Genomic DNA, 25,203 nt, shown 5'->3' with positions numbered 1-25,203 from the left:
ATACAACATAACTTTTAATTTTCAAACAAAAACTTAACAATATTTATAATAAATTGTATTTTTATTTAATAAGTTAATTTGCAAATTAAATAAATTAACCGTTCACTCGATTAAAGAAAAGAAAAAAAGACTCATCGGAGAGTCTGATTGATTGCATAAAGTATTAGAGTCAGCCTATTTAACCTAATTAAAATTCACTCATCGTCCGCCATTTCTATACAAAAGATCAGTTTTAAATTATAAATTAAGGAGCACGTCGGGTATTCGGATATATTTTTTACTTATTATAGAATCAGTTCTCTCATAATACTTCCCACCAGGCTATAACACTCTCTTTATTTCTTTTAACCCTTAGATAGGATCAGTCACTGAACAAAAAACAAAAGCAAAGCCATCACGGGAATGACCACCAATCTATGCCTTTTATTGTTACAAAGGTGCCTCGTGCTTTTCTAATTATTTCGCTAAGCTTTCTCCCATTTGGTTTTCTTTCCACATAACTGTAATACCGAATCCAATGACCATAATAAGAGCAGCGGAAAGATAAGGATAGTGGATGTTTACGTCAAATAATATTCCACCCATCGCTGGCCCACCGATATTACCTAAGCTCGTATAGGTTGAGTTCATTCCAGCAACAAATCCTTGCTCTTTCTCGGCAGCTTTTGATAAAAAAGTCGTCAATGCCGGGCGAAGCAAGTCAAATGCGAGGAAGATGAAGCAAGTTACCGCCAGCACTGCCAAAAAGCTAGAAATTACAGTAGACGCCACTGCCAATATTGCACCTATAATTAACAATATTTGGATTAGTTTTTTTTCACCAAGTATATCTACCATTTTTCCAAACATAAATACTTGAATAACAACTCCGAAGATTGAGCTGATTGTAATAATAGTTGCAATCTCCTTCGGCATGAAGCCAAATTTATGATCGGAAAATAGGCTGAAAACTGTTTCATATGCTGATAATCCGAAAGCAAGTACAAATACAATGATTAAAGCAGTAAAGTAACGTGGATTAAGTGATCTTTTGAAATCGACTATAAGGTTTGTTTGCTTTGTATTAGCAGAAATTTCTGCAAGCATTTCCTTTGTTAGCGGCTCTTTTAAAATAAATATTGACGAAATGCATGCTAAAAAGGCAATGCCTGCAGCAAAGAAGAAGGGCATACGTATACCGTATTCTGCAATAAAGCCGCCGATAGCAGGTCCGATAATAAAGCCTGTACTAATGGCGGCAGAAATATAGCCTATCGCTTTTGACCGTTCCTTAACAGACGTAATATCTGCAACATATGCAGTAACACCTGGCATAATAAAGGCGGCACTAATTCCCCCTAGAATCCTTGATATATAAAGCACTGATACATTCGTGCCTAAACCAAAGATAAGTTCTGAAACACCAAAAAGAAACAAGCCGATTATGATGATTTTCTTTCTGCCATAACGGTCAACCCATCGTCCTGCGAGCGGTGATATAAGTAGTTGTGCCACAGCATGTACGGCGACAAGATAGCCCATCGTTTTTCCCGATAAATGCATGATATTCATAAAGGACGGCATAACGGGGACGATGAGACCAATACCTAGATATGCAATGAATAAATTACTTAGTAGAATAATTAATACCAATTTTTGTTCTTTAATTGTTTTCTTCATGTTTAATCACCTCTTCCTGTATAAATATTGATGTTAAATACCTCTCCAAAATACTGTCCTAGAGGCTTCTAAATTTATCCTTCAGCCGTTTTTCATCGTTTCCGTGAGAATCGAGCATATCCATAAAACATATCTACATTGAAAAGTCCCGAATTGCATGCATATAAATTTATACTTTCTTAACCAATTAATACATAGGGAAAATAAAGTTATTCTACGTTTTCACTTTATTTTTAAAGTTTTTAAGCAAACATAAAAAAATGTACAGTGAACAAACCATGTAAAATACATCTTATTTTTTCAGAAAGGATACAAGAAAATCATAACCTAACAGTATTTATCTCATTTTACATATCTATATAGGGAATGGAGCATAATTCCATAAGTAAAAAGTGTACCCTCTAACAGGATACACTTAGTAGAAAGTTTAATTTAAAATACAAATCACCTTCGAAATGTGGTTAGGGACTTTTAGCAAGCTGCCGCTAGCTTGTCTCGCCGTCTTGGTTACCTAATTTTTTAACCTTAATTTATTTTATATTTTTGACAAGTCAATAAATTAGTTGTTTAGTTATTCGACAAAAGTATCCGTTTGTTTATGTGTATTCCTTCACACTATCGCATGTTTATTAATGTATTATTTGTTAATAACAATGGATAATTTGTAGTTCACCAAATTGCTCAAACCTGTCACGAATTCATTTAATATTTCATTGCCTGGGAATTTGCATTCGAGAAGATAACAACTATCTCCACTGACTTTGTAGTTGTTTATGACGAATTGATCCTGTTCTTTTATAAACGACAGATAAGGTTGATGATTCGTGTTTTTCGTATAAATATGTATAATTGCGTGAACAAGACACCCCATTTTTTCTTGATTCACTTTAATGGTGTACCCCTCAATAACCCCATTGTCCTCTAATTTCGCCACTCTAGCTGAAGTAGCCGGTCCAGTCAAATGGATTTTTTCTCCCAACTCTTTCATTGTAATCCGACTGTTCTTAGTTAGTTCCTTCAAGATATTCATATCTGTGTTATCTAACATTTATTTAACTCCTTTCATAAATAAAGTCAAACCGCCAGAAGACTTTACTTAATCTATGTATCCGTCATGTGTCATAGTTTAGACTATACATTGTTCAGAGGAAATTTCAAAAGATAAAGGAGTTAATAAATATGAATATACATCAAATTCGTAATGCAACAATTGTCGTTGAATATGCAGGAAAGAAGTTTTTAATCGATCCAATGTTATCAGAAAAAGGGACTTACCCGCCTTTCCCTTCATTAAGACAAAACAACTCAAATAATCCTTTAGTTAGTTTACCAATATCCATTGACGATATCATTTATAATGTTGATGCTGTTATTGTCACTCATCTACATTATGACCATTGGGATGATGCTGCTAAAGAAGCGCTGCCTAAAGAGATTAAAATATTTTCCCAAAATGAAGAAGATGCGACTGAAATTCGAAATGCAGGCTTCCAAAATGTAGAGGTTTTACAAGAGCATACAGTCTTTGAAGGGATCAAATTAATAAAAACAAAAGGAGAGCATGGCAGAGGCGAAATCCTAACAGCTACTGGTCCAGTGTGCGGCGTTGTCTTCAAACACTCAAATGAGAAAACTTTATATGTAGCTGGAGATACTGTTTGGTATGAAGCTGTTCAGGAAGTAATTGAAACACACAAACCAGAAATCATTGTTGTCAACGGCGGGGATGTACAACTCTCTGAAGGTGGTTCTCTAATTATGGGGAAAGATGACATTTATGAAGTTTATAAAGCTGCTCCAGATGCAAAAATCATTTCTGTCCATATGGAAGCTGTCAATCATTGGACATTATCAAAAGAAGAATTAAAAAGCTTTATTAATGAAAAAGGAATCTCCTCGAATGTTTTAGTACCTGATGACGGAGAATCATATTCATTTTAAAGAATCAGAGCAGACTAGAAATTGTCTTTTTAAATTTATATGAGTGGAAAGACAATCATGTCAGTTGAAACCAGTTGTAACAGGAACCTATTTCTAAGGATCACCCATTATTAACGTGTGATAATTTCATTGGGACTCCTCACAATGGTGCCAACACAGTAGATGCACTCGTTAGAATGGGTACCGGAGCTGTAGAGAAATTGTTCGATTAATAAAACACGAAGATGCTTTATCAAGAATTGCATGATACATTCGTACGTATTATTTTTTATAGGTTAGCTACACCACAGGAACTTCTATTCCCTACCGGAAATGATTAAAAATCAATGTCCAAAAGCAATGCTTTTGGACATCCTCATCTATACTGATTATCATCTGTACCAGAGTAAGACTCTATCGCATTTTGAAGAGCATTGTGCGCTTGACCGAAGGCTGCGGCAGAAGATACATCCCCTGCATTCTCCAAGGCCACAATCGAATTTCTCGCTTGCGTTACTGCAGTGATACAGTTCTCAATCATATTACCTTTATCACCATACTGTTCTCGTGCAGCCTGAAGCTGAAGAAGGCATTGGTCTAAATTGTTGGATTGTGGATTATCATAAGCCTTTTCTAGTTCCTCTTTTACCTGTTGTAAAACTTCCTTCATTAATCTGGCCCCATTTCATCATAATTAGTAACAAATGGTATTTTGACCAAGCTATGCTGAAAATATTCGAGAGAAAAAGAACAAAAAATCATGATAGGAGCTTGCATTCGTGAGTATCCTTGTATTATTCTGGTGATTGGTCCAAACTTGCTTTGGGAATGATTTCGGGGTGAGGATATTCCACTTCGGGTCTCCTCAATCATTCGTATTTAAACAAAACATGTATATATAATAAAAAATCTAGCGATTAATCGCTAGATTTCAATAATTGTAGGAGCATATTTGAACGTTTTAACGAAATCAACTAGGCATCTTTCACATAAATCAAATTTCCATTTCTCCTCATCAAAACCCGATCCATATCCAAAAGATAAATTAAAAGAATGGAATTCATCTTGTTCGAAGCCAAAGTCAGTTATTTCTTTAGACTCCCCACATTTGTTGCAAGTGATAGATTTCAGAACTTTTTTTGTTACTTGTATTTCTTCAAATTCTTTCATTGGTATCCCCCCATCCATCGATTCATACGTTTAGTATCATTCTTCTATTCTACTAGATTACTCCCTAAATCTGCCATCTTTATTATTATCATACATCATAAGAAGTCAGAAAACACGGCCAGTAAAATGAAACTGCGATTTTTAAGAACTTGTCTTTAGAAAAGTACCTTACTCTTGCCTATTAGCACCTGACGGATTCCATACAGGTATTGCGGTAAAAACCTTAGATACCCTCATTATAAGCACAAAAGGAAAAAAGGCCGAGTGCCCTCTGGTCTTTGTGCGTAAGGAATTCGCTATAACCCATAATATTACCGGTTTGGCGTGTCTGCATGGAAATCGATCACACAAGACCTGGGCACGCAGGTCACAAGCAGTTATGAAGACTGTATTAAACCGAAAATATACAAGGTTTTATTGCATTTCTTACATATTTCATAGGTGTAGATGTTCATATTCCACTTGCTTAGACTATTTCGAATGGAGAAGGTAAAGAATATTATCATAACAATCTATTTTTTATTATCAATATTAGTTATTAATCGATTGTTTAACTCTTCAGATATAAGCATAATAAAATCCGTTTTTAGATTAAACTTAATGGCATCTCTTAATAACTTGAGTAACTCATCTACGCTAAGTTGATGCATAATATGATTCACCTCATTACTTACTATTGCTTTAATATTTTTTCTCCTATTATTATTTAGATTACTCAGTAAGAGATTCTTTCACTAAGGTCTATTGCAGATGCTCCAATGCTTGTATTTATCGTATCCATTTATAATAATTTCATCGTCATATTTGATTCCACATGACCGACTCCCATAATATATTAGCTTTACCTCTGCATAATTTGCTAGCAGACTGTACCAAAATGGTTGCTGGGCAGCGTGTAATTTATCATTCTCCTAGACCCTCACTTATTAATGTTTCTTCAATTCCTATAAGTGCTAGTTCTTCATCTGCTCCAGTAGTAATAATTTTTATATGAGACCCTTCAGGGATACCTAAAGACATAACACCCATAATAGACTTTAGATTAACTATTTTACCGCTATACTCTAAGTTTACATCTGCATTATATTTATTTGCTGATTGTACTAATACCGTTGCTGGACGAGCGTGAATTCCTGTTTCTGATGTTACTTTAAATGTTTTTTCTACCATTTTCAATAACTCCCCTATAACATCTTAATTTTATTGAGGAACATTAAGTAATTATTAATTACTAGCTAAATCCTCTCCATTTGTCGATATAACTTTCTTATACCAGTAGAAACTTTTTTTCTTACTTCGCTCATGTGTTCCACTGCCATCATCTTGTTTGTCCACGTAAATAAATCCATAACGCTTTTTCATTTCTCCAGTAGTAGCACTAACTAAATCGATTGGTCCCCACATTAAGTAGCCAAAACAATCGACACCATCTTCTTCAACGGCAGCCTTTAATGCTTCTAGATGTTTTTTCAGATAATCAACACGATAATCATCTTGGATGCTACCATCGTTTTCAACTTTATCGACAGCACCTAAACCATTTTCGGTAATCATAATCGGAATGCCATATCGATGATACAAATAGTTCAGCATATACCTTAAGCCCGTTGGATCAATGGACCAACCCCATGATGACTTCTCCAAATACTCATTTGGAATTCCACCAAACAAAGAGGATTCAGTGTTTTCATCACGTTCCCCCGAACTAACGTCACTGGAATAATAATTTAACCCAATAAAGTCTATCTTTCCTTCCCTAAAGGCCCGATGATCACTTTCACGAATTGGTAGCGTAATACTCCTCCTCTGATACTCCTTCAATTTATACAAAGGAAACGCTCCATTGCACATCGCATCAACCTGGTAGAGATCTCTTTCCGTATCTTTAAAAGCCTGTAATACATCAGCAGGTTTACTAGTCTTTGGGTAACAAGGAGTGAGTCCAAAAACACAACCAACCTGATTATCTGGATCAATATCATGTGCGATTTTAACTGCTTTAACACTAGCTAACGTCATATGATATCCCATTGTAGCAAGCTGCATCTCTTTATCATGTAAATCAGAATACTGTAATCCCGTTATCATATAAGTAAAAATATTAGAAAAGTCACTCTGTATTTCTAAATGATTCATTTCATTAAAAGTTACCCAATAGCGTACCTTCCCTTTGTACTCCTTCATTACTGTTTCACAGAATCGTAGATATAACTCAACTGTTTCCCTGCTTAACCAGGAACGGTATTTACGTACCACTTCAATCGGCATCTCAAAATGACATAGAGTAATAATAGGTTCAATCTGATTTGCTCTTAGTTCATCAATCACATGATGATAGTAAGCCAATCCCTCTTCATTTGGTAATTCATCGTCCCCATTTGGAAAAATACGGGACCAGTCTATTGAGATTCGAAGAGCTTTAAATCCCATCTCACCAAATAACTCAATATCACTCTTATAGCGATGATAGAAGTCAATCCCATCATGTGAAGGATATACATTTCCTTCCTCAATGACCTTTGTGATTTTACGCTCCTCTCCATAGCTTCCTGTTGTGACAAAATCCATATGGCCCAGACCTTTTCCGTCAGCCTGATAAGCACCCTCACATTGATGAGCAGCAATACTGCCACCCCATAAAAAGTTTCCTGGAAATTCTAGTTTTTTCATAGTCTTAATCCCTCCTAATCTGTCAATCACCCTGAAAAGATAAATGCCAGATTGTACGACCACCTGGCATTTTCTCATGATTTATTTTTCTTCGAGCTTCCTTAACCGTTCATCGTACACTTCAAATAAACGAACGATATGATTAGCTGTATTCCACTCGCTCATGATTGTCATCAAGGTGTCCTGTGCGTGGGCAAACAAGAGAGAGAAAACAACTTGCTCACCGCGTGCTTCACCTTGAATCGTTTCAGTCTGGGCAGCGTGCGCAGCAGTCATTTTCTTTTTCGCCTCAACAAGTTTTTCCTTTGCCGCACCAAATTCACAAGTTGCTACACAGTCCAGTGCTTCTTTAATGATTAATCTCGCGTCACCGGCATTTAGGATGATTTTCATCGATACTTCATTGATATCATTTAAGCTGTGATCGTTCATTGTCTAAACCTCCAAATTCCTTTCTACTGTTCCTGTTCCTTTTTAAACTGCTGAATATCATACACCTTGAAAAACGGAAACCAAATCAACCAAGAAACTACTACAATTACTGCTAATAATAATAATCCACGGAAATCGGAGTTAATTAGTATGGAAGAAATTCCGACAGGCATATACCAAAGTTGGAAAAGCCTTTCGGGGATTGTCACCAAATCCAAATTCAAAGCCATGTAAGTGATCGCAGGAATAATTAGACCATTCAACCACATTGGAATCATTAATATAGGGTTAAACGCCACCGGAGCACCGAAAATGACAGGTTCATTAATATTGAAAAGACTTGGTACGATGGTTACTTTACTAATTGCTTTTAATTGGCTCGACTTTGCCAAGAATAGCATCATCAGGACCAAAGGCAGAGTGGAACCCATCCCTCCAATCCACACCCACGCTGTAAGGGTCTCCATTGTATGGATATTTTGAGCAGCACCATCGATATTCGCTTGAATACCCTCGAGCCAAATAGGAAAAATAATCGGATACAAAATCCAGGGACTGATCCCAAAAGAATAAAAGAAAATACCAAGGAATGTGATAAATATAAATCCGGTAAAACTTTGGGCAATCATCGTCAGCGGTTCAAAGGCTTTTAAGATTAAATCATACAAATCAACATTCATTTGGAAGGTAAATAACCATCCAAACAGCAAAAGAATGGTAATCGGAATAATCGTGTCAAACCAAATAATAATAAAATCTGGAAGCGAACTTGAACCTTTAAAGAAAGAGAACTTAGAAAAAAGATACATGAATGCTCCAACCAAAAGGCCCACAATCAAAGCGACAAACATTCCGTTGCCACCAAAACGTTCTAACGTGAAGGTAATACCGCCGTCATCAGTAAGCTTAGGTACAAGCAGCATTAAAAATAAGGAAACGCCTGTCAAACCTGAGATTATTTTTCTATCATTCTTTTTCTTTTTTTCCATAATGAAGTAAGGAACTAATAGTGCAATAAATATACTTATAAGACCAAATGAAAAGGTAGTGATGGGTGAAAAATTGGGCATTTTTGAAAAATAATTATTCAAGATTGAAATCAATGTAATCAGCGATCCTACAAGAATCAGTGGCAAAATAGCCATAATGGCTTCCTGGATTGATGAAACCCACACATTTCTCGTTATTTTATTCATTTTTGGCGTAAAGTTTTGATTCATCCAATTAATAAATGTGTTCACCGAATAACCCCCGTTCTATTTTATTTTTCGCCAAGAAGCTCCAAAATAAGGTCCAGACCTTTATTTCCATCCAAAAGACCATAAATGGTTTGCGGGATCACTGCAGCCGGAATATTATAGGGACTTACCTTCCCTTGTAAATCCTCTTCCATATATTTTAGATGCGGTCCAATAAGTAGGACATTTATTTCATTTAAATATTCGTCTACCTCGGACTCGCTTCTAGCGATTACATTTAGTTCAACATTTCTTTTCTTAGCTGCTTTCCGAATGTTTTGGGCCATGAATCCGCTGGAAGCACCGCCACCACAAACTAATAGAATTGTCTTTTCTGCCATAATCATTTCCTCCCAAGAAAAATTTGAATTAACTTTCTGACGTCATTGTCTTACTTTTTTATACTTCCGCTCAAGTTGAAAAAGTTCCAGGGTGTAGGAACTTTTTTAACCTTTCATTTTATTATGTGATTTTTTACAATAAACAAGTGGAAAACTAACGATAAATAGACCTTTGGGGGTTTTTATAACATGAAAAAGGAGCGAGAGAGAGATATTTTACAATTCTTATTAAATAAGAATGATTGGGTAAAAGCAGATATTTTCGCTAAACAATTCTCTGTATCCACTAGGAGCGTTCGTAAATATGTAAATGAAATAAACGAAACCACCTCTCCATCCGTTTTGATTATGTCCTCTAACCATGGGTACAAATTAAATGAAATCGTTTACCATGATATTCTGCGTAAAGAACCTAAAGAAACACCTATAGGACTCACGCCACTGGAGCGGCTCTATTATTTATTAAAGCGATCGATTGCCCATTCTGAGGGTATGGATATATTTGACCTGAGTGAGGAAATTTATGTAAGTACATCTACGATTGAAGGCGATTTAAAAAAGGCCAAAAACCTTTTAGAAAAATTTAGTTTATCCTTCAAACGAGATGGTGACTTAATTATTTTAAGTGGCCTGGAACGAGATAAACGAAAGTTGATGAGCCATATTTTTCACGAGGAAACGCAAGACCAATTTTTGCATTTAGAAAGTATCCAATCCGCTTTTGGTTATGATTTAAAAGATTTCAAGGAAGAGCTAATCCAAGTGCTGGCCACCTATAATCTTTATGTAAATGAGTACACAATTGGAAACATCCTCCTCCACATTGTGATCGCAACAGAACGAGTCAGCCAACATCGAACCATTTCGGAAGAAAACATAGGGGCGTTGTCCGAAACAAAAGAATATAGGGCGGCATTGGATATCGCCAAGTTAATAAGATCTGAATTTGGGACATCGTTTGAAGGAGCAGAACTTTACTACTTAACGATTCTTTTAATCAGCAAGGCAACGGTATTGAGTTATGACAACCTAAACACCGAAAATCTTGGAGAATATATTGAGCAGCATTATATTAATTTAGTAAATGAAATCATTCAAAAAGTAAAAGATTACTACATGGTGGATATTTATGGTGATGAATTTCTCATAAAATTCACTCTGCATATACGCAATTTAATTAACCGGGCAAAGCATAATTATTTGTCCAAAAACCCATTAACCAAGCAAATTAAATCATCTTATCCGTTAATTTATGACCTTGCTGTTTTTATTTCAAATGAGATACAAAAAAAGGAAAATATTCAAATCAACGAAGACGAAATCGCCTATATCGCCTTCCATATCGGGGCCTTTCTAGAGCGACAAAAAGTGCTTGAAAATAAAATAACTTGCACCGTTATCTGTCCAGAGTATTACAATATGCACATCCCCATGTTAAAAAGACTTGAGCAGTCTTTCGGAGAACAAATTGAGATAAGTAGAGTAATTACCAAACTTGATAGTGATTTCGGGCAAATTGACTCAGACTTGATTATCACAACGATCCAGATTCCCAAAAGAACGGAACAGGAAATTGTCCAGTTAAATCCATTTTTTTTAGAAGAGGACATCCAGAAAATTCAGCACGGTATAGCAAAAATTTATAAAAAACATAGTCGTACGAAGTTGAAAAAACATTTAATCAGCCTATTCGATCCCCATTTGTTTCAACATAACATTTACTTAAAAAATGAATTTGAAATGATCAGGTTTCTTGGTGATAAATTGGTTCAGTTAGGGTTTATCGAAAAAGGGAGCATTGACGACATCATTGAAAGGGAAAAAATGTCCTCAACATCATTTAATAATAACGTAGCAGTACCACACTCGATGCAAATGAACGCATTAAAGTCTGCTATTTCGATTGTATTAAATGACAAACCTGTGAATTGGGGAAGCAATTCTGTTCAAATTATCGCGCTAATTGCCCTGAATAAAGAAGAGAGAAACATTTTCAGGGATACCTATGATAGTTTTATCAAGATATTATCAGAACCAGAAAATGTTTACCTGTTATTAAGATCCAACAATTATGATAAGTTTATAAATACCCTTTTATTATTAATGGAAGAATGAGTTTGGCAAATAACATCCTCTTGACAAGCACAGGCTATTTCAGGGAAGACTTGTACTCCCTTTTTTCAATTATTATTCGACTGTTCAGTTTTACCAGAGCCAAATAAAAAAGCAGCTGGATCCTCATCCAGCTGCTTCTTATATAACTGATAATTAAATTATTCAGAATTCATAGGCGGAGAAATTCCGGCTACTGTTTATAGCGGAATCTTAGCAAGCAGATAATTGAAATAGGATGACTTAATATCAATTCGGTTATAAGTTAACTGTCGCCTGGGCTTTACTTTCGCTGACTTTTGGAAATGCAAGTTTATAGGTCTTCTTGAAGAATGGGTAACTAATGAATGCGAAGACGATACAGAGTATGCCGCCAGTTTTAATGTTTGTAGAAGGTAGACTAGAACCAAATATCAGGTCTGCCATCCAAGGGGTTACGTATGCGCACAGCGCCTCCCCTACAAACGTTGCACCAAAAAACAGGCCGGTCGCAATACCAACAGCCCTTCCCTTCGGCGCCATGGCTAAAACAGAACCATAGCTGGAGTGATGGCTGTTCATTCCAACACTAAGCAGCATCCAACTAATAATAATACCAGGAACAGTAGGGAACATCACAACGAACAGTGAGAATACGCCTATTATTAGTGCCGCTACCAGTGTGCTGGCACCCTTAAAAATCCTCATCCAAACAAATACAAGGGAAGAACCAATAATAGTCATGATTGTCGCAAAAGTGGTAGCAGTTCCAACTAGAGCCGAGGAACCCATCTTTAACTCATTAATGATATATGGTGATACGTTAAAAGCCATAGCCATGTAGAATAAGGCAGAAAGAAACTTAATAACTACGAGACCGATTAGGATCTTAGGAAAAGAGTTTTCTGTATTCATTTTTACGTTTTCTACATCCAGAGTAGCTTTAGCCTTTTCTAACGTTTCAGACGGTACAGACTTGGATAAACCGTTAAAAAAATGTGCCGAGATACTAGGGATGGATTTAACGACTCTTTTCCGGAAGAAAAAGCGGTATGGCCTATAAAACTAAAGTTTTATTTTATATTAGAAAAGACCTCGACTATCAACCAAATAGTTCCCCTAAGCAATCGTCAGTTTTTTTACGTTTTTCAGTATATAATTTTTGAAGGTAAGATTAGTATTGCTGTACCCATAGTCCATCCCCCTCAAAATTTATTCTGTCTTGTGACATAACTTGATGAGGATGCTAAAAAAGTCTGGGGTACATCACGACGGAGATCCAATTCTTCCTAATGGTACTTTTCCAGTTTATCACTGTAGGTGTGTGTTCGGCTTACACACCCCTAGCATATCCGTCTTCACAGAAGACCTGGCACGCAGGTCTCAAGCAGTTATGCTTGTCACTACTCGATAATGTAATTTTCGACAAGTAACAGTGGTTGACCCCCTTATAATAGACATATAGAGTATGATGAAGATACGACATATCTGAGTTTCTTTGGGGGACAATTAACATGAGAAAAAAACAATCATCACATAATAGTGTCGAAACTAAGTTGGAAGCAGTGCGTCAAGTGCTGGAAAATAAAAGGCCAGTGGCTGAGGTTGCAAGTGAACTAGATTTACACCGGGATACAGTGAATCGTTGGGTAATCTCTTTTAAGGATAATGGTGAGCAGGGTCTTGTGAATCCACGCTCTATTTCGAAGCCTTCTCAGTCAAAGGATATAAAGAAGACCCGGGAGTTGGAGAAGAAAATAAAAGAAAAAGACATGGAGATAGAAATCCTAAAAAAGTTCCAGGCCTTTCTCAAAGGGAACGAATAAGCAAGAAATTCGAAGCTATTTCTTATTTGAGAAAGGATTATCCAGTCAATCTTTTATGCCGCATACTTGGGGTTTCCTCAAGTGGTTATTTTGCATTTCTTAAACGTCCTAAGCGCAAACCATCTGGAGAAGAACGCCAAGATTTAAAACAAGTAAAAAGGATTTATTTCCTTCACAAGGGTCGTATGGAGCCAAAAGAATATCCCGAGCATTAAAAGCCGAGGGCATAATAATAAATCACAAAAAAGTAGCGCGACTCTTGAATGAGGCCAATTTGAAAGCAAAGGTGAGGCAACCAAAAACTACTCATGAATCTAAGGAACAATCTGCAGGCTATGTCTATAAAAATCTATTAAATAGGGATTTTGACGCCGTTCATCCCAACCAAAAATGGGTAACAGATATGTCAGAGGTTTTGGTGGGTCAGGAAAAGTTGTATATCTCTGCGGTAATGGATTTATTTAATCGCGAAGTAATTGCCTTTGAAATGAGTTCAAGTCCTAATAAGGACTTGATAAAAGCGACTATTATGGCTGCACAGAAAAAGCGAAAATTGGATACATTGGACGGGGTCCTAATCCATAGCGACCAAGGAAGTGTGTACAGATCTCACATGTATCGCAATCTTAGTAAGGAGCTCCACTTCATACCAAGTATGTCAAGGAAGGCAAACTGTTGGGATAACGCTGTCATTGAGAGCTTTTTTTCGCAGTTAAAGACGGAATTCCCTTGTTTTTATCCAAACAGCCCAATTGATTCCTTTCAACATGATTTAAAGAAATATATTCGTTATTACAATGAAAAACGAATCCAAAAAAGAATGGGATTCGTTTCTCCTAAAATGTATTATTTTAATTACCAAAATGCATCATAAACGTCGAATTTTCCAATGTCTATTTTTCGGGGGCTTGACCACAGGCACCAGAATCTGAACAGGATCAAAAAATATTTCATTGTAATATAGACTAGAGTCGTTACGATATAACCATCGTCCCCTTTACCAAAAACGGTAAAATCATTATAAGCTCTGATAGCATTATTAAATATATTTGGTGCAAACTTATCCGGTACCTATTTATATGTCTACATTTTAAACTTTAACTCTAGCTGAATAGCAATAAAGAAGCGCTGCGCCATCCTCGTACTTCCACTATTTATCCCTTACTAAATTTACTATGATACTTGTTGTTTTAACTATATATTCATTTTAATGGAAGTAAGTTACAATTAATATATATTGATTATTGTGAATTTTTCCAAAAAAAGGGGCGACTTATTTTTGAATTCTCTAAAACAGTTTTTCAAATGGCTTTTTAAACGAGGTTCTAATAATATAAGTGGATTAATATCTTTTGTGCTTGTTTTTAGCGCTGTTCTATTTTTCGACTATAATCTTGTAAACAAAAAACCACTATTACTTATACCTTTACTTTTTACTTTGCTCGTTCTTAATCAATTAATTGAAAGCTTATTAGGTAAAATACTCGGGGACAAAAATAAGGAGATTGGATTTGGTTACTTCGTATTAACAATTATGATAATAACAGGCGTGTTCGCAACTTTGAATTAAAAGCCAAAAGATTCCCCTTAGATAACGCTGCCAAAGTAACTAAAAGCTGAATCTTTTAAATAAAGGGGCTTTTTTCTTCGGTTATATTCCTCAACTTACCTGTATCGTTAATTTAAAAAGAAGCAGCGATGCCTTGTTTATTCATCGCCGCCATTAGTAAAAGATGATTTGGAATTAAATATTATTTTGTTCCCTATAAGCAAGGCATAAAAGCATTTTTACTTCAAGTTAAAAATTCCCTTACCAGTTTCCATATTTATGGGCAATGATGAGTGTTCATGAGCAATGAACCAAGAGTCATTTACTTTTTTTAAACCATACGTAAACCGATTTGTCATTTGACGAAGTTTCTCACCTGATTCTTCTTGGTGAGCAGCAAAAGTTACAGCACAATGAACAAAGGCGAGATTTAAATTTTCTTCAACTACTAGGTCATTAAAATCAACTTTAAGTAAAACACCATCTTCACTCAATCCATTAAACCACCCTACCACAATTTCCTTCCATGAAGATATCCCTTTGATCTCCCAGTTCCCCCAGCAATCATAAATATGCATTTCAGGAGTATATATGGATATGAATTTTTCAACATCTTTTTCGTAAACTGCGGTTTTGTAATTTTTAAGAACGTCTTGAACTTTTAAATAAACCTCCGTCATTCAGTTCTCTCCCCCCTTACTGATTTTCAGAAATTCTATGGATAATGGTTAAAGTTCCTTTTTTCCAGAAACCGCCACGGTATGAAATTGTCTTGAATTTGGACCTTTTACTAATGCTACCTCAAAAAAACCTTTGTTCTTCATGATAGGAATTAATTGTTCGTCTATCAAGCTACTTATATCATCCCATATCTCACCGTTTTCACCATCACAAAAGGTTAGTATAAAAACACTTCCAGGCTTTAACACTCTAAATATTTCTGATAATGTGGCAGCTAACTCATCCCAAAAATATATGGTATGAATGCTAAATACTTTGTCAAATTGTTCGTCATCGAAAGGCAAACTCTTTACATTTGCTTGAACCAATTTTGCCTTTTCATTATTTAATGCTTTTTTATTTCTAATCATAGCTGACCGAATCACAGTCGGGGAAAGGTCCAATCCTACTACTTTCCCTACTATACTTTGTTCTAGGATAAGTTTCATAGCGTACCCGGCACCACATCCAAGTTCCAAAACACTTTCACTCTGTTGGATATTTAATAATTTTATAGTCCATAATGTTTCAGGTTTATGTTGCCGGACCATCTTTTCACCGATATAAGTGCCAATAAGTCCTTTAGGTTTTCTGTACTGGTTATCAATAATTCCCTTAACCCTATCAATTAACTCCATTACTCACCAACTTTATTAAAAAAAGTTACATATATTATTAATTCCCTTACTGGATTGGAAAATCCTTCTTAACTGAATACAATCAAACGAGATTCAGAATCCTAAATAAGCATTATTTTTAATGGAGGTCGTCGTGGGATATTTATCAACATAAGAACAATCAGTGATTACTATCATGACCTGCTAGTTAGTGGGTCTAAAAAAGTTACTTGTTTTTATTAAAATTTAAAATTATTTATTGTTGGTGTAGTGCTCTTTAACAGATGGGAGCAGAGTAATGGATTGAATTATAAGTCCCAGGAATATGTAGAAAACGTGAATAAACGCAACTTCTTTAATCATATACAATTCGACCGAAATCCAAATGATTAAGATAAAACCTACGTACAACGAACTATTCCATGACCAATGTGTTTCTTTATAAAGTCTGAGTTTTTCAGCGATTTTTAATGGCTTTTCAGAGATAAGAAAAATTGCAGTGATTAGTGGGAGAATGCCCAATCCAATAAATAGTATAAGTCCAGGGATGAGAAAATTATTAAAAGGGCTATTTTGTAACATCTTCAAAGGCATTGACAAAATCGAACCATCAGGAGAAACAATCAATACACCTCCACCAAAAATAGCACCTATTCCAAGAAAAATGTGTAAAAAAATTAACAAATGGCACGCAAAAGACTTCCGTTGATTCGCAATCATTAGAATCATCTCCTGAAAGATTGTGTTATCAGATTAATTCTACAATATTTCAAAAATTTTCAAGATAGTAAGTTATGGCGGAACTGTGAATATTTTTTAGAGGTGGTACCTTTATCTTTTTTCCAACTTTTATCAATTTTATTGCTCATATTAAATACCTACCCTCAATACCTATATATACTTACTAATCATTTAAGGTAAAATAGTATTCCTTGGCAGGGGCATTTAAAGAGCGAGTTGGCAATGTATGACCAACTCGCTTTTATAATTTTCAGGAGATTCTAAAGAAAAGTGTCAGGTACCTACTATGTTCAATGAAATAAGTCCGTCTTTTTGCATCCATAGATGCCCCATTAATTAAATCCAATGCAAATGATATTTTCTCTCCAACAAATCAGTACGTTACTCCCCAAAAAACTTATAGTTGAAAAAACTATTATTCAGACCCAATTTTAAGGTCTACGAATTGTAGTTCAAGTTTATTAAACTATGTCAGAAAATTGACCCCTAGTGGTCAGTTATAATATATGTATGATACCTGGTTCATTCATCATTAACCCGATAAGTCCATTTAGGCTTGTACTTTGAACAAAGAATGAACCATTTTTTGATTTTATTGTACGCTTACTTATTTAATAATCCATCCCAATATTTGTTTCTCACGCAAACACCCATTAAATCCCCAGTTTGTCACATAATTCCCTCTGCTCCAGATATTGATTTTCCCCTCTTTTGCTAGATTTTCCTCCTTCCTAAAGGTTTCAAGGTATTTATAGGGTGGATTCATGATAAAAGCCACTCGTGCGTAGCCCTCTTTCAGCAGCGTTCCTTGAATGGATTCTCCATCGACAAAAACATAGGCTAACAGTCGTCCGTAGGAATCTCTCATGTTTCCCTGTTCAAACTCCAAGGTTAACTTTCCGCTTTTCACTAGCTCGCTATTCCGTAAGAATGCTTCTTTTGCATAGAATTGGACACACGTATTTGGATTTTTCGACTCTGGTGTATCTATCAATAAATAGCGTACCGTTTCCATTTTTCCATTAACATTCACTTTAATGGTATCGCCATCAATGATATTTATTAACTTAATAGGAACTTCACTTCCTTTACTTTCAGTCATCTGCAGGGAGTTCTCTGGTGCAGTTTCTTCTTTTTGTGAAGGCATGGTATAGAATGCAATACATGTAGCTGCGGCGATTATGGCCATACCACCCGTTCGTCTTCTCATGAATATATTCCCCCTTGCATTCAATTTTCTATCTAATATGGCTTCACAAAAAACCCCGCTAAAGCAGGAAAACACTTGCAATCCTTCTTCATATCCCGAAACGAAATCACATCATTTCCTCTAGCAAGCTGAAAATCTAGTGAATATTCGTGACAGTTCAATGGGGTTAGATGGAATTTTTCGCAATAGAACTTGATGGCAGCTTGCTCGTTGGCTGCAAAGATAAAAACGAAATCCTTTTGGTTCATTTTCAATGAGTAGATGCGAATTTTATGAATGCCTAATACATTGTTTTGAATCATTTCCTTTACTATCTGATGATCAGCCTGTTCTAAGTTGATCTTAGACATATCGTCATCCAATGATATTTTCTTCTCTATTAGTAAATGATGAATGTAGTGGGCCAATGCAGATTCTTCACAACGTAAACTATCTAAGTAAGCGTCTTTTACAAGCATGTGGTTACACCTCGGTCATTTATTTTTTAATGGCTAATGAATGTTTACAAGGAGGTGACACTATTCCTTGTGGTCTTCTATTCTTCCTGTATGCTCGTTGTAATTCACTGCGATTGTTCCGACAGGACCATTGCGGTTTTTCGAAACAATGATTTCAAGGGCTTGATTCTCAGCTTCCTTGTCATAATACGCTTCACGATATAGGAACATTATGACATCCGCATCCTGTTCCACACTGCCCGATTCCCGAATATCAGACATCATTGGCCGTTTATTCGCCCTTGATTCAACCGATCGATTCAGCTGCGCCAAACAAATAACGGGGCAATCAAAATCCTTCGCCATTGCTTTAAGAGATTTGGATATTTCCGTTACTTGTTGATGGGAATTCCCACCGTAAAATTGACCAGAATGGATCAATGTTAGGTAATCGATAAAAAGGATTGGTTTCTTCTGTGGAAATTGATTCATCATTTTTCTCGTTTTCGCTCTCATTTCTGCAATCGTTTGTACGGACCCATCAAAAATTTGAATATGCGTTTCAGTTAGATCTCCCATTACATCTGACCATTTATTCTTTTGCTCTTCACTTAGCATTCTTTTTGGATCTCGCATTTTTCCACGGTTAAATCCCCCTGTCGAAGCAACTAATCTGGAGGTTATTAGCTTTTCAGGCATTTCCAGGGAGAATAGTAGTGGTAAATAACCCGCCCAACCCGACATTTTGGCAAAATGAAGCATGACATCGGTTTTTCCCATAGATGGTCTAGCTGCTAAGATGGTCACTTCTCCGCCCTGAAAGCCTCCCGTCACTTTATCAAGTTCTTTAATACCGGTTGTTGCACTTCTCAGCATTAGTGGATCCTCCCATGGTGCCTCATAAATATCTGATAACGCCTGCTGTAAGGAGGTGTGATCGTCCATCCTTGCTTGGTTAATATTATCCAATTCTCCCATTACCTTAGCAATCTCCCAATCATTCATGGAGGCAATTGTTAAAATATTTCTCTTTTCCCGTTCCTTCCACAGATCAAGAATGAGCTTCTCCATCCCGTCAAACTTCTCAAGATCCGCATACGATAACAGCTCAGAAAGGTAAGACATTCCACCTAGTGCATCAAGGTCGGGTAAAGTGGTAAACGTGATCAAATCAATATTCTTACCGGCATGGGTTAACTCTAGCATTCTTCGCATGATATCTTTATGCCGTGTACTTTCCAGCTGTTCGGGCTGGATGACCGTATCCTTAAGCAAGTATTCCGCCTTCATCAAGCTTCCTAAAAATGCTTTTTCTGCTATGCTCATTACTCTTCACCTCTCGTAAGATCAAGTTCAAATCGAGGAGGTATCGCTCTTCCGGAAGGAACACTTTGTGTTGATTGCTTTTGTTTTGCAACGTACTTTTGGTTCTCAAGGTAGGAATCAATTTCTTCAATGGTCAGTAACGATTCATTTTCCCAGTTTTTCAGAATTCCAACGACATAACTCAGCCTTCGCTTGTTATTGGCACAGGCAATATTCATCGCTTTTAAAATCATCGCTTTCGGCTGTAAAAAACTAGAGTCATCTAACCAAGCTAATAGCTGCTGTTTCGCACTGACATTTGTAAAACCAAATCCATTTGCATCCCAAAACTCGATAATTTCTTTCACATCGTTTTGACTCTGCTGCATGGGATTCCCGATGTCTAAATTATTCTCTAAATCTTGAAAAGGAGCATTTTGATGTTGGTTTTCTATTTGTCTAGTAGAAACCACACCATCAACCTCTTCAAGGTCAAAATCTAAATATGTATCGTCTTCATCTTGATTGATATCCTCCTGGTCGTTAACCGTTATTTCGTAATCACAAAAAGATCTATACAAACTACGAATTTCCTGTTTCTCAATCGTTTCTGACACATATTGAATCAGTGAGGTATCCTCTACTTTCTTTAATTCACTTATCATACAATCCATGACTGGTTTTCCTGCTTTATTCAGGTTGTCATTCCCCCAGCTTCTAATCGCGAGTTCTCTCGTCACAGGATTGTAACGAATTACCTTGTGATGGTGGGTGAAACGGTCCATTAATGAATTAACAGTCTCCTTGGAAAACCCTAACTCAAATGATATTTGTCCTATGGTAATCTTATAGATTCCAATTTGAGTCGTATTTGGATTCGTAAGGATGTAAAGGTAAAATAACTTGTCCTCTGGCGTCATCTCTTCCAGAACAATCGGGTTCTTCCAAAATTCATTACGTACGATTCTAAACTTTGCCATCTTCATCACTAACCTTTCTTTACTTAAGAGTACTTTCACCCTGTATATATAGAAAAAGGAAGAAAACGGACAGGGTGATATTCCTTTAGATGTGAATGATTTGTGACAATGGAAATAAAGGTTCCTACGACTGTTCATATAAACTCCATACAACTGATCTGAAAGGTTTGGCTACTCGATACATTTTTACATACAAAAACACTCACAAACATTGATAGTTCAACATTTGTGAGTGTTTTAAAGTTAGTAAATATTCTTTTGTGAAAACAATACGTCAACTTCTTTTTACCTATTTGGATTTTTCTCTTATTTGGGTAAAAATCTTCTTGTTGTTGTTTTTCTTTTTCTTTTTCTTTTTCTTTTTGCCCACGTATCGTAAAAAATTTCCATGGACGTATCGTCAAACTCTTCAAATCCTTATCGATATAAAAAAAGACACTAGCACAATTTTTAATCTTATTAGACGATAGAGAATAAACATCAGAAAATACGGTTATAGCCTCCGTAAATGCAAAAAGGATTATTTACCATTATTAAAGTTGGCTAACCTTTCTCCAATCGGTGTAACTATCCCATCCATACTTATAGAATTCTTCTTTTTATGATATTCCTCTAAGTCATGTTCACTTTTATTGGTAGCCCATTGTTGAAGAGTATCTCGTTCACCATCGTATGAGTAGAACGGTACACTAAATCCACATGATGTTTTTACTGTTTCAATCTTTGCATGTATAATTTGTCGAGCACCAGGAAGTATATCAAAATGTTTTGCCATATCAGTCCATTCTGGTGTGCCAGGTAATATCACATTACCGCTGCCATAAAGCCTTAAAATCATGGGAGGTCCTTCAAAAGCTAAAAACATAAAAGTAATTCTACCGTTTTCTTTTAAATGTGCACTTGTTTCATTTCCACTACCAGTTAAATCCAAATAAGCTACCTCATTTGAGGAAAAAATTCTTAATACATCATGACCTTTTGGTGAAATGTTAACATGACCATCTGCTGTTAAAGGTGCTGAACCAACGAAAAAAATCCGTTGTTTTCTTATAAATTCTTCGTGTTTTGGAAGTATCGATGAATAAACAGTTCCCATATTAAATTCCTCCTCATCTAACAAATGTTAAAAATCAAATTAGAACCTCCTAAAAGTTACAAGTCAGTACTAATAACATATTTTACCACAACCAAAACTATGTTACTTTACAATGTATCTCTTCAACTGCTCCGTAAGTAGTATTCTGTTATTCTACTTAATATTCCGATCAATGACATCCTTGGCATTGTTTTCAACAATTTCACATTCCTTAAAAGTGATGTAATTGTAAAGCAAGTGGTTGGCAAAACTCCTTATGAATTGGATGGTTCGTTACATGAAAAATTCCTTTATGATAGTTGTGATAATCTAAAAGTAAAAGATTAAAACGAGGACATACAAGTAAATTCGATTAAAGGAGTCGATAAGATATGACATGGACTATTGCACTTTCGGTATTGCTTGGAATTGTGATTAAAATGGTAATGAGTCCTCCAAGTGCAGTTGTGGAATGGATTTTTAGTAGATTTGCACTTCATCAAAAACTTAATTCAAAAGATGTAACTGTAACTTATATTGAAAAGCACTTAGAAGAGGAAGAAAAAATTCGATTGATTGAAAATTTTAATGAAGCTACTTTTTTAAAACAATATGATATCTTTCCAGGCAAAGAAAAATTATTTCTACATCCAGAGACAAATGTTACTCCATATGTTATCAATGTAAAAAGAGGGAAAAAAGATAGAAAGATCTTTGTATATTGTTTGGCTGATTACGTTTATGTAGTCAAGCAGTACAACAAGAAAGTAGTGGCTTATGATCTTAGGTCTGATTATCTACAAAAATTCACTTTGTCTACCAAGGTTATCACTAAAGATGTAATATAAGACAAGCTTGATATACAATAAATAAACTTTGCTCCCAGCAACCCAAAATGGTTTTTTGTAAAAATAGTTCTTTATATAATTTTTATATTTAGCACTTAAGGGTGGTAATGATGTAGTTAGTCCTCATGCTAGTACTAGTAGCTGCGATGGTAGTTTTATTTTTTTGTGGCTATTTTGCAGGAATGTTAAAAGAACGGTACGGAAAAAATCTATTAATTGTTATACCCATTTGTATATCCATGTTTATGTTTCACCTAATATGGGCCATAACTGAATTAGAAAAATCTACAAGATGGCAATAAGAAAGAATGATAAAAAAACGCATGAGCTTATGCCTTGCGTTTTTGTAATTTTATTTTGTTGTAAAGTAAACTTCTATGCCATCAAATATAAAGAACCTCAATTCTTAATCATTACGATAGTATCGTGATAGCTCTATAATCATCGCTCCCATTCTTTCGTGTTCAGGGACAAGCATTTTCTTAATTCCCTCTTCTCTTAAAGCCTCTGCAGTAACTTTTCCAACTGCAACCGCAAGTATATTCCTATTAAAAGAAGTTAAAAGCCTGTCTACACAATCCTTATCCCTTGCAAAATTAAAAAGGGAACGGACTTGAATGGCAGTAGTAAAACAAATTGCGTCCAACTTTTCCTCCAACAGCTCTTCACATAGTGTTGCAACATTTTCTGTAGCTGGAGGAATGTGCTGGTATGGGAGAATCAATGTTACATCTGCACCCTTTTCTTCAAGGAATTTAATTAAGGTCGGCGCTTTTTCACCATGAAGCTGAACCATGACTCTTTTACCGGTAAAATCAAACCTCTCCAAGGTTCTAATTAAACTACTGGTTGTACCATCTTCATCTACGGCATCCGGATTTATTCCCAGTTTTTTTAAAGTCGAAAGTGTTTTATATCCTCGCGAAGCAATCTTGGCTTGTTGGATGATGTTTATAAACTGCTGTTTAATCCACTGTTTCTCTGCTATATCCAACAACGTTTCCACACCGATCCCTGTTGTGAAAATAGCCCAATCTGTACCCTCATTTACTATTTTATTCAGATTTGGTCCGACCTCTTTTTCCGCTAAAAATACTGTCCCTTGAAGCGATCGGACAATTGGAACTCCTCCCTGTTTTTCAATAAGTATACTTATCTCATCCGTTTTCCGGGATGCACCGATAGCTACCCGTTTCCCCGTAAGTCCTTTTGACATACCGCTGCCCTCTTTCTATTTATAATGGTTAACTAGCTAAAATAACGTTTCTAAATGCTTAATGGTTGGACTCTGATTTGCTTGAAATAAGATTCTCTGACACCTTAATTATATATGAAAAAAGCCGAATTCCTTTATAAAGAAAACGGCTTAATCTCAGATAGAAATTTGGTCATTTCATCCAAATTGTACTTTCCTGCTTTTTTTTGTTTACTAATAATTTAAAAACATCCGGTCTTGAATAATGACCAACAGAATCAAAGTCAAATTGACTATAGGCTATCAGTTTCATATCCAGGTCTGCAACGATGATCTCTTCTTTTCCCCATACAGGCTCCGCAACATAATCTCCAAGTGGTCCAACGATGGCACTTCCACCGTTACTCATCACATCTGGAGATGAAACAAGGTCATTATAACAAGCTAAATCCTTAGGATACATATCCTTGGTTACATATTGATTAGAGGATAATACAAAGCATCTGCCTTCCATTGCGATGTGACGAATGGTCGACTGCCAAGATTCCCTTCCATCTGCAGTAGGTGCAATATACAACTGGACACCTTGTGCATACATTGCTGCCCTAGCTAGAGGCATATAGTTCTCCCAGCAAATCAAAGCCCCAATTTTCCCGTATGGAGTATCAAATACGGGTAACGTACTGCCATCACCCTCACCCCAGACGATTCGTTCAGCTGCAGTTGGTTTTAATTTGCGATGTTTTCCTAAAAGAGAGCCATCAGGTCCGATAAAAATAACAGAACAGTACAGAGTACCACCACTAAATTCACTATCTCGCTCGATTACGCCCATAACAACATAAACGCCAGCTTCACGTGCTGCTGTCCCAAGTTGTTCTGTTGCTTCACCAGGAACAGGAATCGAGTTTTCCCAATACCTGTACCAATCCTTTCTTCCATCTTCCGTTCGGCTTCCAATAATGGTTCCAAAGGATAACCCTCTAGGATAGGCAGGAATAAAAGCCTCCGGAAAAACAACTATTTTAGCACCCTTTTCTCCCGCTTGTTTTATTAAGCTAACTGCTTTTTCAATCGAAGCATCGCGATCCATAATAACGGATGCAGCTTGAATAACCGCCACCCTGACATTCTGATTTGTATACACCTGGATTTCCTCCAATTAAATTTCAGGTAAAT

At 36.0% G+C, this 25,203-nt stretch carries 27 protein-coding genes; 5 read left to right on the top strand and 22 right to left on the bottom strand.

The features are described from left to right. Positions 1-456: 456 nt before the first annotated feature. Entirely contained in the window at positions 457-1,659 is a 1,203-nt protein-coding gene (locus tag QFZ31_RS01925; protein WP_307300462.1) for an MFS transporter, read from the bottom strand. A gap of 637 nt (positions 1,660-2,296) precedes the next feature. Next, positions 2,297-2,707: an Lrp/AsnC family transcriptional regulator gene (locus tag QFZ31_RS01920; protein WP_307300460.1), complete on the bottom strand. Its 411-nt coding sequence runs from the start codon at positions 2,705-2,707 to the stop codon at positions 2,297-2,299. A gap of 131 nt (positions 2,708-2,838) precedes the next feature. Between QFZ31_RS01920 and QFZ31_RS01915 the strand changes: the two genes are divergently transcribed. After that, positions 2,839-3,600 carry an MBL fold metallo-hydrolase gene (locus QFZ31_RS01915; protein ID WP_307300457.1) on the top strand — a complete coding sequence of 254 codons (762 nt, stop codon included), beginning with the start codon at positions 2,839-2,841 and terminating at the stop codon, positions 3,598-3,600. A gap of 355 nt (positions 3,601-3,955) precedes the next feature. On the opposite strand, the gene QFZ31_RS01910 is transcribed toward QFZ31_RS01915, so the two are convergent. From QFZ31_RS01910 to QFZ31_RS01880, 8 genes are all read right to left on the bottom strand, one after another. Further along, positions 3,956-4,249 (bottom strand): hypothetical protein, encoded by a 294-nt coding sequence (locus QFZ31_RS01910; protein ID WP_307300454.1) that lies wholly within the window; start codon positions 4,247-4,249, stop codon positions 3,956-3,958. Between the two features lie 254 nt (positions 4,250-4,503). Then, on the bottom strand, positions 4,504-4,749 hold the full coding sequence (locus tag QFZ31_RS01905) for a hypothetical protein (protein WP_307300451.1): 246 nt from the start codon (positions 4,747-4,749) through the stop codon (positions 4,504-4,506). Positions 4,750-5,261: 512 nt separating this feature from the next. Continuing rightward, positions 5,262-5,399, bottom strand: coding sequence for a sporulation histidine kinase inhibitor Sda (sda, locus tag QFZ31_RS33745; protein WP_373459812.1), 138 nt, complete (start codon positions 5,397-5,399; stop codon positions 5,262-5,264). A gap of 253 nt (positions 5,400-5,652) precedes the next feature. After that, positions 5,653-5,919 (bottom strand): phosphocarrier protein HPr, encoded by a 267-nt coding sequence (locus QFZ31_RS01900; RefSeq protein ID WP_307300449.1) that lies wholly within the window; start codon positions 5,917-5,919, stop codon positions 5,653-5,655. A 54-nt stretch (positions 5,920-5,973) separates the two neighbouring features. After that, positions 5,974-7,419 carry a glycoside hydrolase family 1 protein gene (locus tag QFZ31_RS01895; protein WP_307300448.1) on the bottom strand — a complete coding sequence of 482 codons (1,446 nt, stop codon included), beginning with the start codon at positions 7,417-7,419 and terminating at the stop codon, positions 5,974-5,976. An 81-nt stretch (positions 7,420-7,500) separates the two neighbouring features. Next, on the bottom strand, positions 7,501-7,851 hold the full coding sequence (locus QFZ31_RS01890; RefSeq protein WP_307300445.1) for a PTS lactose/cellobiose transporter subunit IIA: 351 nt from the start codon (positions 7,849-7,851) through the stop codon (positions 7,501-7,503). Positions 7,852-7,874: 23 nt separating this feature from the next. Continuing rightward, positions 7,875-9,092 (bottom strand): PTS sugar transporter subunit IIC, encoded by a 1,218-nt coding sequence (locus QFZ31_RS01885; protein ID WP_307300442.1) that lies wholly within the window; start codon positions 9,090-9,092, stop codon positions 7,875-7,877. Positions 9,093-9,112: 20 nt separating this feature from the next. Continuing rightward, positions 9,113-9,430: a PTS sugar transporter subunit IIB gene (locus QFZ31_RS01880; protein ID WP_307300439.1), complete on the bottom strand. Its 318-nt coding sequence runs from the start codon at positions 9,428-9,430 to the stop codon at positions 9,113-9,115. 189 nt (positions 9,431-9,619) lie between these two features. Here QFZ31_RS01880 and QFZ31_RS01875 point away from each other — a divergent pair, with 189 nt between their 5' ends. Further along, a complete protein-coding gene (locus QFZ31_RS01875; RefSeq protein ID WP_307300437.1) occupies positions 9,620-11,545 on the top strand; it encodes a BglG family transcription antiterminator in 1,926 nt (641 codons plus the stop codon). A gap of 255 nt (positions 11,546-11,800) precedes the next feature. On the opposite strand, the gene QFZ31_RS01870 is transcribed toward QFZ31_RS01875, so the two are convergent. After that, positions 11,801-12,313: a hypothetical protein gene (locus tag QFZ31_RS01870; RefSeq protein WP_307300434.1), complete on the bottom strand. Its 513-nt coding sequence runs from the start codon at positions 12,311-12,313 to the stop codon at positions 11,801-11,803. A 722-nt stretch (positions 12,314-13,035) separates the two neighbouring features. Between QFZ31_RS01870 and QFZ31_RS01865 the strand changes: the two genes are divergently transcribed. Both QFZ31_RS01865 and QFZ31_RS01860 read left to right on the top strand, forming a co-directional pair. Continuing rightward, positions 13,036-13,347, top strand: coding sequence for a helix-turn-helix domain-containing protein (locus QFZ31_RS01865; protein ID WP_307300431.1), 312 nt, complete (start codon positions 13,036-13,038; stop codon positions 13,345-13,347). Between the two features lie 121 nt (positions 13,348-13,468). After that, positions 13,469-14,221: an IS3 family transposase gene (locus QFZ31_RS01860; RefSeq protein ID WP_307311321.1), complete on the top strand. Its 753-nt coding sequence runs from the start codon at positions 13,469-13,471 to the stop codon at positions 14,219-14,221. A gap of 914 nt (positions 14,222-15,135) precedes the next feature. Here the strand turns inward: QFZ31_RS01860 and QFZ31_RS01855 are convergent. From QFZ31_RS01855 to QFZ31_RS01815, 9 genes are all read right to left on the bottom strand, one after another. After that, a complete protein-coding gene (locus QFZ31_RS01855; protein WP_307300429.1) occupies positions 15,136-15,576 on the bottom strand; it encodes a YybH family protein in 441 nt (146 codons plus the stop codon). 48 nt (positions 15,577-15,624) lie between these two features. Continuing rightward, positions 15,625-16,254 (bottom strand): class I SAM-dependent methyltransferase, encoded by a 630-nt coding sequence (locus QFZ31_RS01850; protein ID WP_307300427.1) that lies wholly within the window; start codon positions 16,252-16,254, stop codon positions 15,625-15,627. A 231-nt stretch (positions 16,255-16,485) separates the two neighbouring features. Beyond that, positions 16,486-16,953, bottom strand: a complete 468-nt coding sequence (locus tag QFZ31_RS01845; RefSeq protein WP_307300426.1) for a hypothetical protein — start codon at positions 16,951-16,953, stop codon at positions 16,486-16,488. Between the two features lie 628 nt (positions 16,954-17,581). Next, the gene (locus tag QFZ31_RS01840) at positions 17,582-18,184 is read right to left on the bottom strand and encodes a thermonuclease family protein (protein ID WP_307300424.1); all 603 of its coding nucleotides are present in this window, start codon (positions 18,182-18,184) and stop codon (positions 17,582-17,584) included. A 32-nt stretch (positions 18,185-18,216) separates the two neighbouring features. Further along, entirely contained in the window at positions 18,217-18,642 is a 426-nt protein-coding gene (locus tag QFZ31_RS01835) for a hypothetical protein (RefSeq protein ID WP_307300421.1), read from the bottom strand. A gap of 60 nt (positions 18,643-18,702) precedes the next feature. Then, the gene (locus QFZ31_RS01830; RefSeq protein ID WP_307300420.1) at positions 18,703-19,947 is read right to left on the bottom strand and encodes a replicative DNA helicase; all 1,245 of its coding nucleotides are present in this window, start codon (positions 19,945-19,947) and stop codon (positions 18,703-18,705) included. Continuing rightward, positions 19,947-20,906, bottom strand: a complete 960-nt coding sequence (locus QFZ31_RS01825; protein ID WP_307300419.1) for a DnaD domain-containing protein — start codon at positions 20,904-20,906, stop codon at positions 19,947-19,949. Before QFZ31_RS01825 ends, QFZ31_RS01830 begins: the two co-directional genes overlap by 1 nt. A gap of 134 nt (positions 20,907-21,040) precedes the next feature. After that, the gene (locus QFZ31_RS01820; protein WP_307300418.1) at positions 21,041-21,310 is read right to left on the bottom strand and encodes a hypothetical protein; all 270 of its coding nucleotides are present in this window, start codon (positions 21,308-21,310) and stop codon (positions 21,041-21,043) included. Positions 21,311-21,426: 116 nt separating this feature from the next. Continuing rightward, positions 21,427-22,002 (bottom strand): pyridoxamine 5'-phosphate oxidase family protein, encoded by a 576-nt coding sequence (locus QFZ31_RS01815; RefSeq protein ID WP_307300417.1) that lies wholly within the window; start codon positions 22,000-22,002, stop codon positions 21,427-21,429. A gap of 371 nt (positions 22,003-22,373) precedes the next feature. Here QFZ31_RS01815 and QFZ31_RS01810 point away from each other — a divergent pair, with 371 nt between their 5' ends. Continuing rightward, entirely contained in the window at positions 22,374-22,829 is a 456-nt protein-coding gene (locus tag QFZ31_RS01810; RefSeq protein ID WP_307300415.1) for a YfmQ family protein, read from the top strand. 406 nt (positions 22,830-23,235) lie between these two features. On the opposite strand, the gene QFZ31_RS01805 is transcribed toward QFZ31_RS01810, so the two are convergent. Continuing rightward, positions 23,236-24,045 carry a uroporphyrinogen-III synthase gene (locus tag QFZ31_RS01805; RefSeq protein ID WP_307300414.1) on the bottom strand — a complete coding sequence of 270 codons (810 nt, stop codon included), beginning with the start codon at positions 24,043-24,045 and terminating at the stop codon, positions 23,236-23,238. 172 nt (positions 24,046-24,217) lie between these two features. Continuing rightward, positions 24,218-25,171 carry a carbon-nitrogen hydrolase family protein gene (locus QFZ31_RS01800; RefSeq protein WP_307300412.1) on the bottom strand — a complete coding sequence of 318 codons (954 nt, stop codon included), beginning with the start codon at positions 25,169-25,171 and terminating at the stop codon, positions 24,218-24,220. Between the last annotated feature and the right edge of the window lie 32 nt (positions 25,172-25,203).

The sequence above is a fragment of the Neobacillus niacini genome, from assembly GCF_030817595.1.
In the GTDB taxonomy this organism is placed as follows: domain Bacteria; phylum Bacillota; class Bacilli; order Bacillales; family Cytobacillaceae; genus Neobacillus; species Neobacillus niacini_G.
This window is presented reverse-complemented; position numbering and strand designations above follow the sequence as displayed.

Excerpts from the sequence above, each read along its gene's own strand:
- QFZ31_RS01925 (WP_307300462.1), bottom strand. The coding sequence starts at position 1,659 with ATGAAGAAAACAATTAAAGAACAAAAATTGGTATTAATTATTCTACTA.
- QFZ31_RS01920 (WP_307300460.1), bottom strand. The coding sequence starts at position 2,707 with ATGTTAGATAACACAGATATGAATATCTTGAAGGAACTAACTAAGAAC.
- QFZ31_RS01915 (WP_307300457.1), top strand. The coding sequence starts at position 2,839 with ATGAATATACATCAAATTCGTAATGCAACAATTGTCGTTGAATATGCA.
- QFZ31_RS01910 (WP_307300454.1), bottom strand. The coding sequence starts at position 4,249 with ATGAAGGAAGTTTTACAACAGGTAAAAGAGGAACTAGAAAAGGCTTAT.
- QFZ31_RS01905 (WP_307300451.1), bottom strand. The coding sequence starts at position 4,749 with ATGAAAGAATTTGAAGAAATACAAGTAACAAAAAAAGTTCTGAAATCT.
- sda (WP_373459812.1), bottom strand. The coding sequence starts at position 5,399 with ATGCATCAACTTAGCGTAGATGAGTTACTCAAGTTATTAAGAGATGCC.
- QFZ31_RS01900 (WP_307300449.1), bottom strand. The coding sequence starts at position 5,919 with ATGGTAGAAAAAACATTTAAAGTAACATCAGAAACAGGAATTCACGCT.
- QFZ31_RS01895 (WP_307300448.1), bottom strand. The coding sequence starts at position 7,419 with ATGAAAAAACTAGAATTTCCAGGAAACTTTTTATGGGGTGGCAGTATT.
- QFZ31_RS01890 (WP_307300445.1), bottom strand. The coding sequence starts at position 7,851 with ATGAACGATCACAGCTTAAATGATATCAATGAAGTATCGATGAAAATC.
- QFZ31_RS01880 (WP_307300439.1), bottom strand. The coding sequence starts at position 9,430 with ATGGCAGAAAAGACAATTCTATTAGTTTGTGGTGGCGGTGCTTCCAGC.
- QFZ31_RS01875 (WP_307300437.1), top strand. The coding sequence starts at position 9,620 with ATGAAAAAGGAGCGAGAGAGAGATATTTTACAATTCTTATTAAATAAG.
- QFZ31_RS01870 (WP_307300434.1), bottom strand. The coding sequence starts at position 12,313 with ATGGGTTCCTCGGCTCTAGTTGGAACTGCTACCACTTTTGCGACAATC.
- QFZ31_RS01865 (WP_307300431.1), top strand. The coding sequence starts at position 13,036 with ATGAGAAAAAAACAATCATCACATAATAGTGTCGAAACTAAGTTGGAA.
- QFZ31_RS01855 (WP_307300429.1), bottom strand. The coding sequence starts at position 15,576 with ATGACGGAGGTTTATTTAAAAGTTCAAGACGTTCTTAAAAATTACAAA.
- QFZ31_RS01850 (WP_307300427.1), bottom strand. The coding sequence starts at position 16,254 with ATGGAGTTAATTGATAGGGTTAAGGGAATTATTGATAACCAGTACAGA.
- QFZ31_RS01845 (WP_307300426.1), bottom strand. The coding sequence starts at position 16,953 with ATGATTGCGAATCAACGGAAGTCTTTTGCGTGCCATTTGTTAATTTTT.
- QFZ31_RS01840 (WP_307300424.1), bottom strand. The coding sequence starts at position 18,184 with ATGAGAAGACGAACGGGTGGTATGGCCATAATCGCCGCAGCTACATGT.
- QFZ31_RS01835 (WP_307300421.1), bottom strand. The coding sequence starts at position 18,642 with ATGCTTGTAAAAGACGCTTACTTAGATAGTTTACGTTGTGAAGAATCT.
- QFZ31_RS01830 (WP_307300420.1), bottom strand. The coding sequence starts at position 19,947 with ATGAGCATAGCAGAAAAAGCATTTTTAGGAAGCTTGATGAAGGCGGAA.
- QFZ31_RS01825 (WP_307300419.1), bottom strand. The coding sequence starts at position 20,906 with ATGGCAAAGTTTAGAATCGTACGTAATGAATTTTGGAAGAACCCGATT.
- QFZ31_RS01815 (WP_307300417.1), bottom strand. The coding sequence starts at position 22,002 with ATGGGAACTGTTTATTCATCGATACTTCCAAAACACGAAGAATTTATA.
- QFZ31_RS01810 (WP_307300415.1), top strand. The coding sequence starts at position 22,374 with ATGACATGGACTATTGCACTTTCGGTATTGCTTGGAATTGTGATTAAA.
- QFZ31_RS01805 (WP_307300414.1), bottom strand. The coding sequence starts at position 24,045 with ATGTCAAAAGGACTTACGGGGAAACGGGTAGCTATCGGTGCATCCCGG.